Genomic DNA, 14,086 nt, shown 5'->3' with positions numbered 1-14,086 from the left:
GACTCATCACGGATTCGGTGAAAGCGGCGCCGTGAGACGCCGCAACCCGCTTACATCGGCGGCTGGAAGCCGTCTTTGCCGACCGCGACACCGCGTGCGGTCTTGCCGTCTTCGCCCGGGAACACGACGATTTTCGCGCCCTTGACCAGCTCATCGACCTTGCCCGGCTGCACATAGGCAATGGGTACGTCTTCCGGCACAACCAGTTGCTTCTCGCCACCTTTGTAGCCGACGCTCAGGGTACGGCCGTTGGCCTTGCCGCTCAGCTTGCCGACGGTGCCGTTGGTCATGGTGCCGGTGCTGCCATCGGCGTTTTCCCAACCGTAGTGACCTTCACCGCTGCCTTTCAGGCTCGGCTCGAATACGGTCACTTCCAGGGCCTTCAGCGTGCCATCGGCTTGGGGGATTGCGGCGGAACCGATGAAGCTGTCCGCTTTGATCGACGCGATGTCGGTCTTGGAGACCAGGCGGATGCCAGTCTTGTCGGTCAGCCCGATGCTCTGATGGGCGCCGGAACGGGTGGTGAAATTCAGGGTGTTGCTGTCGACGCTGTCGACCGTGCCGCGCAGTGGCTTGACCACCGGCATGTCACCGGCGGCCATGCCAGCGGCGGAAGCCATGACGGCGGCGCTGAGCATCAGCATGCCGAACGTGGAGGTCAGGGCTGTCTTCATCTTCATCGGTGGATTCCTTCAGGCAGTTGGGAAAGTTGAAGCTGAGGGTCAGGTGTTGCATGACCACCATCCTGTACCCGCAACCGGCACCCGACAATGACCGCCCGATTACATTTTTGTCATTCGGGAGGCAGGCGCGTTACGGCGCCGATCAATGACAAAAATGTAACCGACCGCGCGCCATCCGTTGGTTACACTTCACATCCGGCGCGGCCTGCAGCCCTTCGCGCCTTTTCTGACCCAATCTGATGATCCATCCGACACCCGCGCCGGCGACGCCGCCAATGACGTGAAGCGAGCCTGACCGACGATGCACATTCTGCTTATCGAAGACGACACCAAGACCGGCGAGTACCTGAAGAAAGGTCTGACCGAGTCCGGGTACAAAGTCGACTGGACCCAGCACGGCACCGACGGCCTGCACATGGCCCTGGAGCACAGCTACGACCTGCTGGTGCTCGACGTCATGCTGCCGGGCATCGACGGCTGGCAGATCATTGAAATCCTGCGGGCGAAGCAGGACGTGCCGGTGCTGTTTCTGACCGCCCGCGATCAGTTGCAGGATCGCATCCGCGGCCTCGAACTGGGCGCCGACGATTACCTGGTCAAGCCGTTTTCCTTCACCGAATTGCTCCTGCGCATCCGCACCATCCTGCGTCGCGGGGTGGTGCGCGAGGCCGACCATTTCCACCTGGCCGATCTGGAGCTGGACCTGCTGCGCCGTCGGGTCACGCGCCAGCAACAGGTCATCACCCTGACCAACAAGGAATTCGCGCTGCTGCATCTGTTTCTGCGCCGCGAGGGCGACGTGCTGTCGAGGGCGCAGATCGCTTCGGAAGTCTGGGACATGAATTTCGACAGTGACACCAACGTCGTCGACGTGGCGATCAAGCGCCTGCGCAGCAAGGTCGACACGCCCTACCCGATCAAACTCATCCACACCGTGCGCGGCATCGGTTACGTCTGCGAGGTGCGGCCATGCGAGCCCGACGCCCGCCATCCCTGACCCTGCGCGCAACCCTGGCGTTTTCGGTGGTGGCCATGCTCGCCGTCGCGGGCGCCGGCATGTACCTCTACGAGACCATGAAGGGCGCGGTGATGACCCGCAGCGACCATGCGGTGCTGGCGCGGCTGGATCACTTTCGCAAACTGCTGCAGTACGACCTGACCCTGAGTACTTTGCAAAGCAGCCCGCAGCTGTTCGAGAACATGCTCGACAGCGAGGACGACATTTTCATCATCGCCGAGCCGGGCAAGCCGGCGGTGATCAGGGTCAATCCGCTGCACGCGTCCCTGCCGTCGATGCCAGTGGTGCCCGCGAACATGCCGCTGAGCGTGGCCGACATGCGCAGCGGCATGCTGGATTCAGGCGTGCCGATGCGCGCGGCGACGGTCGAGGCGGTGTCAGGCGGCAGGATCGTGCACCTGACGGCCGCGCACATCGAGGTCAAGGAGATGGCCACCCTGGCGGGGTTCCGCAATCGCATCCTGTTCGCTGTGGCCCTGGCCTTCGTGCTCACAGCCCTGCTCGGCTATGTTTTGCTGCGCCGGGGTCTGCGGCCGTTGCGCAGGATGGCCAGCCACGCCGCGGCCATCACCCCGGCGCAGCTGGACAGCCGCATGGACAACCGCGACACGCCGGTGGAGTTGCAGCAACTGGGCGAGGCGTACAACGCGATGCTTGACCGGCTCGCCGACGGCTATCAGCGGCTGACGCAGTTTTCCGCCGACCTGGCCCATGAAATCCGCACGCCGGTGGGTTCGCTGATGGGGCATTGTCAGGTGGCGCTGCGGCAAGTGCGCACCGAGGATGAATACCAGGCGCTGCTGGCCTCCAACCTGGAGGAGCTGGAACGCATCTCGCGCATGGTCGAAAGCATTCTGTTCCTGGCGCGGGCCGATGAAGCGCAAGCCGCGCTCAACCGCCAGACGCTGGACTTGGCGGACGAGATGCAGCGAGTCGCAGGCTATTTCGAAGGGCTGGCGGAAGAGCGTGATATCACACTGCACACGGAAGGCGAAGCGCGGATCGAGGCCGATCCCTTGTTGCTGCGCAGGGCACTGAGCAACCTGGTGGCGAACGCGATCCGCTACGCCGATGAAGGCAGTGAGATCAGGATTCGTGTGATGGAGAGCGGCCAGCGCTGCCGCATCGAGGTGGAGAACCAGGGCCCGACGCTGGACGACGCGACCCTGGGCAAACTGTTCGACCGTTTCTACCGCGGCGATGCCTCACGTCATCAGAGCTCTGATTCCAACGGACTCGGCCTGGCGATCGTCGCCGCGATCATGCAGCTGCACGGCGGCGAGGTGTCGGTTAACCAGCCGACGCCGGGGCGGATCTGTTTCGGACTGGTGTTCCCACGATAGCGCGCAGCGCAGACTGTCACCTGCCGTCAGATGAACTGAGGGAGTGAGCTTGCTCACGAAGAGGCCGGGGCATTCAGTCGCGTCCTCCGGCGGCTGAAATTAAGCCTTCGCGAGCAAGCTCGCTCCCACGGGATCGGTGATCGACTCGGAATCTTGGTCATGCTCCGGGACCTGTGGAGTGAGCTTGTTCACGAAGAGGCCGGGGCATTCAGTCGCGTCCTCCGGCGGCTGAAAGTAAGCCTTCGCGAGCAAGTTCGCTCCCACGGGATCGCGCATCTGCCCGAGATATTCCGGATGTCGCAGGGCCTGTGGGAGTGAGCTTGCTCGCGAAGAGGCCGGTACATCCGCTAGAGCTTCAGCGGTTGAGATCAACTCTTCGCGAGCAACGAAGGGGTTCGTCACGTGACAGCAGCCTGCCCCAACCCTCACGCCTTCTTGTCGTGGGTCGCCACCAGTTTGTAGAACGTCGCCGCGCCGCCTTCGGTGGCGTAGCCGGCATTGTCCTGGGTGTAGACGCCTGCCTTGAAATACAGCGGCTTGCCCTTCCAGGACAGGTCGAGCTTGGCGCCCCACTGCATGTCGTAGGCATTGACGGTCAGGTTGCCGGCCTGGGTCAGGTGGATGGTGTACGTGAAGCGCTGCTTGAGCAGCACGCCGGTGGCCACCTGAATGACTTCGGGCTCGGAAGTGGGCGTCGAGCGATACTTCACGACGAGGTTGCCGGTCTTGGTTTTTTCCTTGTACTGGTATTCGAGCTTGAGCAGCGGCTCGGTACTGCCATAGGCGTGGATCTGACCGATGACGATTTTGCCCGTAGAAGGCACCTGGTCCACGGTCAGCGCCGCACGCAGGAAATTGTCCGCGTCAGAGTAGGTCCAGTTGTGAACCGTACCGTTGGCGTAGGTCTCACGCAGTTCAGTACGGGGAAATTTGGCATTGTCAGTCCTTGACCCTGTAACCGGCGCCCAGAAGAACAAAGTGTCCCCTGAACGGAAGTAACCATCCTGGTAACCGCCGACAAGTTTTGGCGTGTCGATGGTGGCGGCTGCGATACCGACCGGTATAGAAAGATTCCAGATAGCGAGATCAATCATGGGTGCACTCATGGTGCGCGTTGCGCACAGCAAAGAAGGTGTCTGGAACAGGCCTGTGACTGCCGTTCCTGTCGTCTTTGCTATCGGCTGAACCGTTTGATCTTTAGTCGTCCCGAGAGTCAAGAATCCGCCGAAGCGCATAGGCAAGCGTGTAAGGCCAGCACAATGCCACCAGTTAACCGGCGCAGTCCCCTGCATCAAACTTTTACCCAGCCTGCGGAAATAGCGGCGCAGTGGTAAATATTTTGGCGCCATTTTTTTGGAGGGCGCTTAGACGACGCTAGAAAAAATAGTTCAGCCACAGCGGCCTTGCCCGACAGACGGTATCGAAAATTTCCTACCCCAATGACCTCGCCCGTCCTACGCGGTAGCCAGAAGCGTCTGGCGCGCTTATGCGCACAGTTGAGAAACCCGGCAACAAACCGGCCTGCGACACTTCGCCAGCCCCGTTCATCAACATTCCGTTTGACGCGAACACTTTGTTACAGGATATTATTAGTTAGCAGCCTAATAATGCAGCACCTAATCATTCAACTCCTAACCAACTCCTAACCGCGTTCATATCGCTTCAATGGCCTTTTCATGAACCCTGACACCCTGCAAATGCGCATCACCGGCGGCGTTGTCGCAGCCTCCCGGCAGTGGCGACGCGTCTGCCAGACAACGCTGATCGACTCTGGCGTCACCGAAGCCTGCGCCGGTCCGTTGCTGATGATCGCGCGTCTGGGTGAAGGCGTACGTCAGGTGACAGTGGCCCAGGCCTGCGGGCTGGAAAGCCCGTCACTGGTGCGCCTGCTGGATCAATTGTGCAAAGCCGGACTGGTGCAGCGCACCGAAGACCCCACTGACCGACGCGCCAAGGCCTTGAGCCTCACCGATGAGGGCCGCGCGCTGGCCAACGCCATCGAGGCAGAGCTGATCCGCCTGCGCCGCGACATCTTCAGCAACGTTGACCGGGCGGATCTGGAAGCGACCTTGCGCGTCTTCAGCGCCATCGCCCAGGCCACGCCGATGGCGCCGGAGTCTTCATCTTGAGCGGTCTGTTCAAAGGCTTTTTCGACGGTGTCCCGCCGGGCCGCGACTGGTTTTACGGCGTGCGCACGTTTGCGGCCTCGATGCTGGCGCTTTACATCGCGCTCATGATGGAACTGCCCCGCCCCTATTGGGCGATGGCGACGGTGTACATCGTCTCCAGCCCGTTCGTGGCGCCGACCAGTTCGAAGGCGCTGTACCGCGCCGCCGGCACGCTACTCGGCGCCGCCGCCTCGGTGGTGCTGGTGCCGATGTTCGTGCAGACGCCGTTTTTGCTGGCGGTGGTCATTGCCCTGTGGACCGGCACCCTGCTGTTTCTGTCCCTGCATCTGCGTACGGCCAACAGTTATGCGCTGATGCTGGCGGGCTACACCATGCCGCTGATTTCCTTTCCCGTGGTCGACAACCCCCAGGCGGTGTTCGACATCGCCGTCTCGCGCACCGAGGAAATCTTCCTTGGCATCGTCTGCGCCGCCGTGGTCGGGGCGATGTTCTGGCCCCGTCGGCTGGCGCCGGTGCTGGTGGATGCCATGGGCAAGTGGTTCAAGGATGCCTCGGCCTACAGCGATCTCTTTCTTTCCCGCAGCGCCACGCCGGAAGCGGTCGGCGGCCTGCGCACGGCCATGGTCGGCACGTTCAACAGCCTGGAGCTGATGATCGGCCAGTTGCCCCACGAAGGCGCCCATCGCCAGACCGTACGCAATGCCAAGGAACTGCGCGGGCGGATGATTCATCTGCTGCCCGTTATTGATGCCCTGGACGATGCCCTCTGGGCGCTGGAGCGGCGTTCGCCCGAGCACGTCGCCGACCTCGCGCCGCTGTTGACCGAGTGCCGCGACTGGGTCGAACAGACCGCCAAAGGCGCGCCGATCACATACTGGAAAGCCTTGCACACCGAGCTCGACCGCCTGCAACCCACGCCTGCGCAAATCGATGATCGCCGGCAACTGTTGCTGTCGAACGCGTTGTATCGGCTGCGCGAATGGATCGACCTGTGGCAGGACTGCCGCAGCCTGCAGCACGCCATCGAGACCGATGACCACTCGGCCTGGCGCGCGGTGTATCGCCATTGGCGGCTGGGGCGGCTGTCGCCGTTTCTTGATCGCGGGATGATGCTGTATTCGGTGGCAACCTCGGTCAGCGCCATCATTGTCGCGTCAGTGCTGTGGATCTTGCTGGGCTGGCAGGACGGCGCGAGTGCGGTGGCGCTGGCGGCGGTGTCGTGCAGCTTCTTTGCGGCGATGGACGACCCTGCGCCGCAGATCTACCGGTTCTTCTTCTGGACCATGATGTCGGTGATCTTCGCCAGCCTCTATCTGTTCGTGGTGCTGCCTAACCTGCACGACTTCCCGATGCTGGTGCTGGCGTTTTCCGTGCCGTTTATCTGCGTCGGCACCCTGACCGTGCAGCCGAAGTTCTACCTCGGCACCCTGCTGACCATCGTCAACACCTCGTCCTTCATCAGTATTCAGAGCGCCTACGACGCCGACTTCGTCAACTTCGTCAATTCCAACCTGGCCGGGCCGGCGGGTCTGGCATTCGCCTTCGTCTGGACGCTGATCGTCCGGCCGTTCGGCACTGAGGTGGCGGCCAAGCGTCTCACCCGTTTCAGCTGGCGCGACATCGTCTCCCTCAGCGAAGACGCGACCCTGGCCGAGCACCGGCACATGGGCGTGCGCATGCTCGACCGGCTGATGCAGCACCTGCCGCGTCTGGCAATCACGGCCCAGGATTCCACCAGTGCACTGCGCGAAGCGCGGGTCGCCCTGAACATGCTCGATTTGCTGGCGTACATGCCGCGGGTCGACCCGGCGCCGCGCCAGCTGTTACGCCAGGTGGCGACCGAAGTCGGTGCGCATTTCCGGGCCTGCCTGAAAGCCCGGGAGCGTTTGCCGGCGCCCAAAGGTCTGCTGATGACCATGGACCGCGCCCGCCGCGCAATGGCGTTCAATGGCGAAGATGATGACGCCGCGCGGCTGAATCTGTTGCACGCCCTCAGTGGCTTGCGCCTGGCGCTGTTGCCGGGTGTGGAGATCGTCGATGTGCTCGCCGAGCAGGAAGAACAACCGCCCTATGGCATCGATGGAGCACCGTTATGATCGGTGATGTGGACATCAGCGGGATCTTCCTGCCGACCTTTCTGGTGCTGATGGGCATCGCTTACCTGATTTTTCTGGTGGTGCACGCCGTGTTGACGCGCGCCCGCTTCTACCGCCTGGTCTGGCACCGGGCTTTGTTCAACGTCGGTCTATACGCTCTGCTGCTCGGCGTCGTGGATACCCTAAGTCGATACCTGATGACATGAAAAAACCTCTTCTGACGCTGGGCCGCGTGGTCCTGACCCTGCTGGTTGTCACCCTCGCCGCGATCGTCGTGTGGCGCATGGTGATGTATTACATGTATGCGCCCTGGACCCGCGACGGGCACATCCGCGCCGACGTGATCCAGATCGCGCCGGACGTTTCGGGGCTGATCGAGAAGGTCGCGGTGAGCGACAACCAGCCGGTCAAAAAAGGCCAGTTGCTGTTCACCATCGACCAGGACCGTTTCCGCCTCGCCTTGCGTCAGGCCCAGGCGACGGTCGCCGAGCGCAAGGAAACCTGGGAACAGGCCCAGCGCGAGAACCGGCGTAACCGCAGCCTCGGCAATCTGGTCGCCCGCGAGCAGCTGGAAGAAAGCCAGTCCAGGGAAGCCCGGGCGCTGTCGGCCCTGAATGAAGCACAGGTGGCCGTGGATTCGGCGCAGCTGAACCTGGACCGCTCGGTGATCCGCAGCCCGGTGGACGGCTACCTCAATGACCGTGCGCCCCGGGACCGCGAATTTGTCAGTGCTGGGCGTCCGGTGCTGTCGGTGGTGGACAGCAACTCGTTCCACATCGACGGCTACTTTGAAGAAACCAAGCTGGACGGGATTCACATCGGCTCCGGCGTGGACATCCGCGTGATCGGCGACAACGCCCGCCTGCGTGGCCATGTGGTGAGCATCGTCGCGGCCATCGAAGACCGCGACCGCAGCAGCGGCACGAACCTGCTGCCCAACGTCAACCCGGCCTTCAGCTGGGTGCGACTGGCCCAGCGGATTCCAGTGCGCATTGCGTTCGACGACGTGCCGGCGGATTTCCGCATGATTGCCGGGCGCACGGCGACGGTGTCGATCATCGATGACGCCCGCACAGCTGCTCAGGGAAATGACCAACCCATCCAGCCTGGAGCGCCGAAATGAAACACCGCGCACGCCTGCTGACGGTGGGCATGAGCATGTGCATGGGCTTGCTGCTGTCGGCTTGCACCGTGGTCGGCCCGGATTACACGTTGCCTGATCAAGCCGCGGTCAATCGACCCGATCTGCAGGGCGAGCTGGCCGGCTCATCGAAAAATGTGGTGTCGGCGCCGGTGCCGGCTGACTGGTGGCGGCTGTATCACGATCCGAAACTCGACGAGCTGGTGGGTCAGGCGCTGGTGTCGAGCACCGATTTGCGCGTCGCTGCGGCGAACCTGCAACGGGCGCGGTTTCAAATGAGCGAGGCCGATGCGGCGGGCGGCTGGAGTGGCACGGCCAAGGCCGGGGCGCAACGCCTGCAGGAAGCCGGTCAGGCCTATTTGCTGCCAGAAAAAGTGCCGGTGTCCAATGTCGGAGATGTCGGCCTGACCACTTCTTACCAGTTCGATCTGTTTGGCGTGCTACAGCGCGGCATCGAAGCGGCCCAGGCCAACGCCGACGCGACCCAGGCGGCTGCCGACACGGCACGTATCACGTTGGTGGCCGATGTGGTTCGCGCGTACACGCAGGTCTGTGCCGCCAACGAAGAACGCAACATCGCCCTGCACTCCCTGGACCTGCAGCAGCAGAGCCTGAATCTGACCCAACGCCTGCGCGATGCCGGCCGTGGCGATGAAACCCAGGTGACGCGCTCGCAAACCCAGTTCCGCTCGCTGCGTGCCGAGTTGCCGCGTTACGAAGCGGCGCAGAAGTCAGCGCTGTATCGCCTGTCGATGCTGCTCGCCCGCCCGCTCAATCAGCTGCCCCGCGGGGTCGCGGAGTGCGCCGAGCTGCCGCACATCGCTCAAGTCATGCCGGTGGGCGATGGCGCCGCGCTGCTCAAACGCCGTCCCGATGTGCGCCAGGCGGAACGCCGGCTGGCGATGTCGACGGCGGCCATTGGCGTGGCGACGGGCGAGTTGTATCCGGACATCAGCATCGGCGCGACCGTGGGCACCGTGGGGATTCTCGATGAACTGGGCGATCCGTCGACCAACCGCTGGGGCTTTGGCGGAGTGATCAATTGGACCATCCCGTCCAATGGCGCACGGGCGCGGATTCACATTGCCGAAGCTTCGAACCAGGTGGCGCTGGCGCGTTTTGATGGCGTGGTGCTGAACGCGATCCGCGAAGCCCAGACCGGGCTGTCTCAGTACACCGCGCTGCTGGAGCGCCGCGATGCGCTGGTTGAAACCGAGGAGTCGGCACGGCAGGCGGCGGACCAGACCCACCGGTTTTTCCTCGCCGGCCGCGAATCCTTCCTCGCCGACCTGCAAGCCACCCGCACCTACACCGACATCACCGCACAACTGGCGGCGGCGAACACCCAGGTTGCGATGGGTCAGATCGACCTGTTCCTGGCGCTGGGTGGGGGTTGGGAAAATGGGCATAAGTGAGTTCTCGCGGGTTGGCGTGAACTCTTTGTGGGACCGGCTTTAGCCGGGAAGGCGTCGGTCGTCATACCGCGAAATTGATGTCGTTCACACCGGCCTCTTCCCGGCTGAAGCCGGTCCTACTAATCGACCGCGTGCATCCAGTGGTATTGGCTGGACCACTATTGTAGGACCGGCTTTAGCCGGGAAGTCGTCGGTCGTCACACCGCGAAACTGATGCCGTTCACACCAACCTCGCTCCGGCTGAAGCCGGTCCTGCAATGGGTGTGCAGCCCGCTCACGCACCGCGTATTCGCTTGAGATTGAACCCCTGCGGACCGGTACTGCCTGACTCTTAATGACTCAGACCCATCAGCCCGGAGGCACCCCCGATGCGCACGCTTGAACTGGCAGACAAAACCGTCCCCGTTATCGGTCAGGGCACTTGGCACATGGGTGAGGATCGCCATCAGTTCGAGGCGGAAGTCTCGGCGCTGCAACTGGGCATCGATCTGGGCCTGACACTGATCGACACGGCCGAGATGTACGGCGAAGGCGGCGCCGAGAAAGTCGTCGGCCAGGCCATCGCCGGGCGCCGCGAGGAGGTCGTGCTGGTGAGCAAGGTTTACCCGCACAACGCCAGCCGCGCGGGTATTCCGGCAGCGTGCGAGCGCAGCCTCAAGCGCATGAACACCGACTACATCGATCTTTATTTGCTGCACTGGCCCGGGCAGTACCCGCTGGAAGAAACCGTCGAGGCCTTCGAGCGTTTGCGTGAAGCGGGCAAGATCGGTCGCTGGGGCGTGTCGAATTTCGACGTGTCCGACCTGCTTGAACTGGACGAGCTCGGCCTCGGTGGCGGGTGTGCCACCAATCAGGTGCTGTACAACCCGGAAGAGCGCGGCATCGAATACGACCTGCTGCCCTGGATGCAAACCGCCCGGATGCCACTGATGGCGTACTGCCCGATTGGTCAGGCCGGCAATCTGCTGATGAACCCGGCCATTCTCGAAGTCGCCGAACGCCACGACGCCACGCCGGCGCAGATCAGCCTGGCGTGGGTGCTGCGGCAAGACGGCGTGATCGCGATTCCCAAGGCCGTCACCCCCCATCATCTGGAATTGAACGCTGCGGCGGTTGATATCGAGCTGTCCATCGAGGATGAATTGTTGATTGATTCCTCATGGCCGGCGCCCCTGCGCAAGACGCGCCTGTCAATGGTCTGAACAAGATCGCTGCCGGACACAAACCGTCACAAAACTGTCAAAACCCCTTGCGATGATGCCGCCTTCGATCTCGTGCCCTGCGGGGCACTTCCCGTCTGCGAGCCTTCATGAATCAACGCATCGCCCACCATCAGGACTCCGATCTGTTCGGCTTGCTTTACGGCTACCGCTTCCGTCCCGGTGAGCCAGGTCGGGAGCTGGATTCGACGGCCGCGCTGGAATGCCTGCGCCGGCCGACCGAGCCGGACGAGTTCGTCTGGCTGCACCTGAACCTCACCCACGCTAGCTGCGAGCGCTGGCTGAAAACCAATCTCGACCTGCCCGACGAGTTTCTCGAAGCGCTGCATGAGGGCTCACGCTCTACGCGCATCGAACACGTCGACTCCGCCCTGCTCGCGGTGGTTAACGACGTCGTCTTCGACTTCAACCGTATCTCCACCGACATCGCCACGTTGTGGGTCTGCGTGCGCAGCAACCTGATGATCTCCGCGCGCCATCAGCCCCTGCGGTCCGTGGACCGGCTGCGCTCCTCGGTCAAGCAGGGCGAAACCTTCCGCTCCCCCCTTGAGTTGCTGGCCCATCTGCTGCGCGATCAGAGCGAGGTGCTGAGCCAGTTCATGCGCAAGACCAGCCTCAGCGTCGACAAAATCGAAGACCAGCTTTTGTCTCAACGTCTGAGCAACAACCGCTCGGAACTGGGCGCCATGCGTCGGGTGCTGGTGCGCCTGCAACGGCTGCTGGCCTTGGAACCCGGCTCGCTGATGCGCCTGCTGCACCGACCGCCGCAATGGCTGCTGGAGGAGGATTTGCAAGAACTGCGGCAATCCACCGAAGAGTCGGCGCTGGTGATCAGCGACCTCACCGCCCTCGGCGAACGGATCAAACTGCTGCAGGAAGAAATCGCCGCCAACCTCAACGAACAGAGCAGCCGCACGCTGTTCACCCTCACCGTCGTCACCGTGCTGGCGCTGCCGATCAACATCGTCGCGGGTTTCTTCGGCATGAACGTCGGTGGCATACCGCTGGCGTCCGATCCCCATGGGTTCTGGGTGCTGGTCGCGCTGGTGGCAACCTTTACGTTTATTGCGGGGCGATGGGCGTTTCGCAAGAGTCGGGATTATTAACGGCCTCTTTAACGGCGCGTCCATTGGTCCCTAACCCCAGCAAATCCGCACAAAACGTGACGTGTGTCGCATCTCTGTCACATTTTGTAATGATCATGGTCACTATCCCTCATCAACAGGATTGTGCCCCATGGCGACCCCCACACTGGCTCAAGGCTCTCTGCAACAGGGACCCGGACTGAGTGCTCAATTTGGGCGCAAGCCTGGCATGACGACGATGGTGATTTTCTTCGTTGTGCTGGCATTGGGCCTGTTCTATACCGGCTACAGCCTCAAGCAGGACATGGACGACCTGGGTACCGTCGTGCTGACCTGGACGCCGTTCATTCTGCTCGGCGTCGCGCTGGTCATCGCGCTGGGCTTTGAGTTCGTCAACGGTTTCCACGACACCGCAAACGCCGTCGCGACCGTCATCTACACCCACTCCCTGCCGCCGAACTTCGCCGTGGTCTGGTCGGGAACGTTTAACTTCCTGGGTGTGCTGTTTTCCAGCGGCGCGGTGGCGTTCGGCATTATTGCCCTGTTGCCGGTCGAGCTGATCCTGCAGGTCGGTTCATCGGCGGGTTACGCGATGATCTTCGCCCTGCTCATTGCGGCGATTCTGTGGAACCTTGGCACCTGGTGGCTGGGTCTGCCAGCGTCGTCTTCCCACACGCTGATCGGCTCGATCATCGGCGTCGGTATCGCCAACGCGTTGATGCACGGCCGTGACGGCACCAGCGGCGTGGACTGGTCCCAGGCAACCAAAGTCGGCTATTCGCTGCTGCTCTCGCCGCTGGTAGGGTTCACCTGCGCCGCGCTGTTGCTGATGGCGCTGCGCATGTTCGTGAAGAACCGCGCGCTGTACAAAGCCCCGGAAGGCAACAAGCCGCCGCCGATCTGGATTCGCGGGCTGCTGATCCTGACCTGCACCGGCGTGTCCTTCGCCCACGGCTCGAACGACGGTCAAAAAGGCATGGGGCTGATCATGCTGATTCTGGTGGGAACGCTGCCCATGGCTTACGCGCTGAACCGCGCCATGCCGGCCGATCAGTCGGTGCAATTCGCCGCAGTCGCCCAGGTCACCCAACAGGCCCTGACCAAAGCGGCGCCGCTGCCCGCGCCGGCTGATTCACGTCAGACGCTGTCCACTTACATCCGTGACAAGCAGGCCACTCCTGAGCTGGTGCCGGCGTTGGCCGTCATGGCTGGCAAGATCGGCGATCAGGTCGCCAGTTATGGCTCGCTGGCCAAGGTGCCGGCCGAGGCCACCGCCAACGTGCGAAACGACATGTACCTGACCTCTGAAGCCATCCGCGTGATGGACAAGAACAAGGTCGGCAATTTCGACGCCGACACCCAGGCCAAGGTCGATCAGTTCAAGCAGCAGATCGACACCGCGACTCGATTCATTCCGTTGTGGGTCAAGGTGGCCGTGGCGATCGCGCTGGGCCTGGGCACCATGGTGGGCTGGAAACGCATCGTGATCACCGTCGGTGAGAAGATCGGCAAGACCCACCTGACCTACGCCCAGGGCGCATCGGCTGAAGTCGTTGCGATGCTGACCATTGGCGCAGCGGACATGTACGGATTGCCGGTCTCGACCACCCACGTTCTGTCCTCGGGCGTGGCCGGCAGTATGGTCGCCAACGGCTCCGGCCTGCAGATGCGCACCCTGCGCAATCTGGCGATGGCATGGGTGCTGACCTTGCCCGCCGCGATCCTGCTGTCGGGCAGCCTGTACTGGCTGTTCACCCAGATTTTCTAATGTTGGGGCGTCTCCCGTAATGTCCTTCAGGCGCTTCGGCGCCTGTTTTTTTGCGCGGTGTTCTGACCCGGCGCAGGTCTGTAACTCGCCCTAAATCGGGTAGGCGGGTTTGACAGGCCCACTGCAGATTCGCCTGGGATGCACGACTTGTGGGAGTGAGCTTGCTCACGAAGACGGCGTTTCAGGCG

12 protein-coding genes are annotated in these 14,086 nt (G+C 62.7%); 10 read left to right on the top strand and 2 right to left on the bottom strand.

Annotated features, from left to right (window positions below; genetic code table 11):
• Window positions 1-50 precede the first annotated feature (50 nt).
• Window positions 51-674 carry a hypothetical protein gene (locus AC3ISG_RS08870; RefSeq protein WP_122622702.1) on the bottom strand — a complete coding sequence of 208 codons (624 nt, stop codon included), beginning with the start codon at window positions 672-674 and terminating at the stop codon, window positions 51-53.
• A 310-nt stretch (window positions 675-984) separates the two neighbouring features.
• Here AC3ISG_RS08870 and AC3ISG_RS08865 point away from each other — a divergent pair, with 310 nt between their 5' ends.
• Together AC3ISG_RS08865 and AC3ISG_RS08860 are read left to right on the top strand one after the other, a co-directional pair.
• Window positions 985-1,680, top strand: coding sequence for a heavy metal response regulator transcription factor (locus tag AC3ISG_RS08865; RefSeq protein WP_122534413.1), 696 nt, complete (start codon window positions 985-987; stop codon window positions 1,678-1,680).
• The gene (locus AC3ISG_RS08860; RefSeq protein ID WP_489299020.1) at window positions 1,653-3,044 is read left to right on the top strand and encodes a heavy metal sensor histidine kinase; all 1,392 of its coding nucleotides are present in this window, start codon (window positions 1,653-1,655) and stop codon (window positions 3,042-3,044) included. Before AC3ISG_RS08865 ends, AC3ISG_RS08860 begins: the two co-directional genes overlap by 28 nt.
• A 425-nt stretch (window positions 3,045-3,469) precedes the next feature.
• Here the strand turns inward: AC3ISG_RS08860 and AC3ISG_RS08855 are convergent, their stop codons facing one another.
• Entirely contained in the window at window positions 3,470-4,138 is a 669-nt protein-coding gene (locus tag AC3ISG_RS08855; protein ID WP_122534411.1) for a polysaccharide lyase family 7 protein, read from the bottom strand.
• A 582-nt stretch (window positions 4,139-4,720) separates the two neighbouring features.
• Between AC3ISG_RS08855 and AC3ISG_RS08850 the strand changes: the two genes are divergently transcribed.
• From AC3ISG_RS08850 to AC3ISG_RS08815, 8 genes are all read left to right on the top strand, one after another.
• Window positions 4,721-5,173: a MarR family winged helix-turn-helix transcriptional regulator gene (locus AC3ISG_RS08850; RefSeq protein ID WP_489299019.1), complete on the top strand. Its 453-nt coding sequence runs from the start codon at window positions 4,721-4,723 to the stop codon at window positions 5,171-5,173.
• Window positions 5,174-5,178: 5 nt separating this feature from the next.
• Entirely contained in the window at window positions 5,179-7,269 is a 2,091-nt protein-coding gene (locus AC3ISG_RS08845) for an FUSC family protein (RefSeq protein ID WP_489299480.1), read from the top strand.
• Window positions 7,266-7,475: a DUF1656 domain-containing protein gene (locus tag AC3ISG_RS08840; protein ID WP_122534409.1), complete on the top strand. Its 210-nt coding sequence runs from the start codon at window positions 7,266-7,268 to the stop codon at window positions 7,473-7,475. Before AC3ISG_RS08845 ends, AC3ISG_RS08840 begins: the two co-directional genes overlap by 4 nt.
• Window positions 7,472-8,392 (top strand): efflux RND transporter periplasmic adaptor subunit, encoded by a 921-nt coding sequence (locus AC3ISG_RS08835; protein WP_122534408.1) that lies wholly within the window; start codon window positions 7,472-7,474, stop codon window positions 8,390-8,392. Before AC3ISG_RS08840 ends, AC3ISG_RS08835 begins: the two co-directional genes overlap by 4 nt.
• Window positions 8,389-9,825 carry a TolC family protein gene (locus tag AC3ISG_RS08830; RefSeq protein ID WP_122534407.1) on the top strand — a complete coding sequence of 479 codons (1,437 nt, stop codon included), beginning with the start codon at window positions 8,389-8,391 and terminating at the stop codon, window positions 9,823-9,825. The genes AC3ISG_RS08835 and AC3ISG_RS08830 overlap by 4 nt, the downstream gene beginning before the upstream one ends.
• Before the next feature lie 368 nt (window positions 9,826-10,193).
• Window positions 10,194-11,027 (top strand): aldo/keto reductase, encoded by an 834-nt coding sequence (locus tag AC3ISG_RS08825; protein ID WP_122534406.1) that lies wholly within the window; start codon window positions 10,194-10,196, stop codon window positions 11,025-11,027.
• Between the two features lie 107 nt (window positions 11,028-11,134).
• Complete coding sequence (locus AC3ISG_RS08820; protein WP_122534405.1) at window positions 11,135-12,151, top strand: transporter; 1,017 nt, start codon at window positions 11,135-11,137, stop codon at window positions 12,149-12,151.
• Window positions 12,152-12,281: 130 nt separating this feature from the next.
• On the top strand, window positions 12,282-13,898 hold the full coding sequence (locus AC3ISG_RS08815; protein ID WP_172612784.1) for an inorganic phosphate transporter: 1,617 nt from the start codon (window positions 12,282-12,284) through the stop codon (window positions 13,896-13,898).
• Window positions 13,899-14,086: the final 188 nt, after the last annotated feature.

It is taken from the genome of Pseudomonas sp. GL_135, assembly GCF_057834665.1.
Note: the sequence above shows the minus strand (reverse complement) of the source record. Positions and strands in the feature narration are given on the sequence as shown.

Bases quoted from the DNA above. Each gene is read 5' to 3' on its own strand.
- AC3ISG_RS08820 (WP_122534405.1), top strand. From the start codon at position 11,135: ATGAATCAACGCATCGCCCACCATCAGGACTCCGATCTGTTCGGCTTG.
- AC3ISG_RS08870 (WP_122622702.1), bottom strand. From the start codon at position 674: ATGAAGACAGCCCTGACCTCCACGTTCGGCATGCTGATGCTCAGCGCC.
- AC3ISG_RS08840 (WP_122534409.1), top strand. From the start codon at position 7,266: ATGATCGGTGATGTGGACATCAGCGGGATCTTCCTGCCGACCTTTCTG.
- AC3ISG_RS08830 (WP_122534407.1), top strand. From the start codon at position 8,389: ATGAAACACCGCGCACGCCTGCTGACGGTGGGCATGAGCATGTGCATG.
- AC3ISG_RS08825 (WP_122534406.1), top strand. From the start codon at position 10,194: ATGCGCACGCTTGAACTGGCAGACAAAACCGTCCCCGTTATCGGTCAG.
- AC3ISG_RS08865 (WP_122534413.1), top strand. From the start codon at position 985: ATGCACATTCTGCTTATCGAAGACGACACCAAGACCGGCGAGTACCTG.
- AC3ISG_RS08855 (WP_122534411.1), bottom strand. From the start codon at position 4,138: ATGATTGATCTCGCTATCTGGAATCTTTCTATACCGGTCGGTATCGCA.
- AC3ISG_RS08815 (WP_172612784.1), top strand. From the start codon at position 12,282: ATGGCGACCCCCACACTGGCTCAAGGCTCTCTGCAACAGGGACCCGGA.
- AC3ISG_RS08850 (WP_489299019.1), top strand. From the start codon at position 4,721: ATGAACCCTGACACCCTGCAAATGCGCATCACCGGCGGCGTTGTCGCA.
- AC3ISG_RS08835 (WP_122534408.1), top strand. From the start codon at position 7,472: ATGAAAAAACCTCTTCTGACGCTGGGCCGCGTGGTCCTGACCCTGCTG.
- AC3ISG_RS08860 (WP_489299020.1), top strand. From the start codon at position 1,653: ATGCGAGCCCGACGCCCGCCATCCCTGACCCTGCGCGCAACCCTGGCG.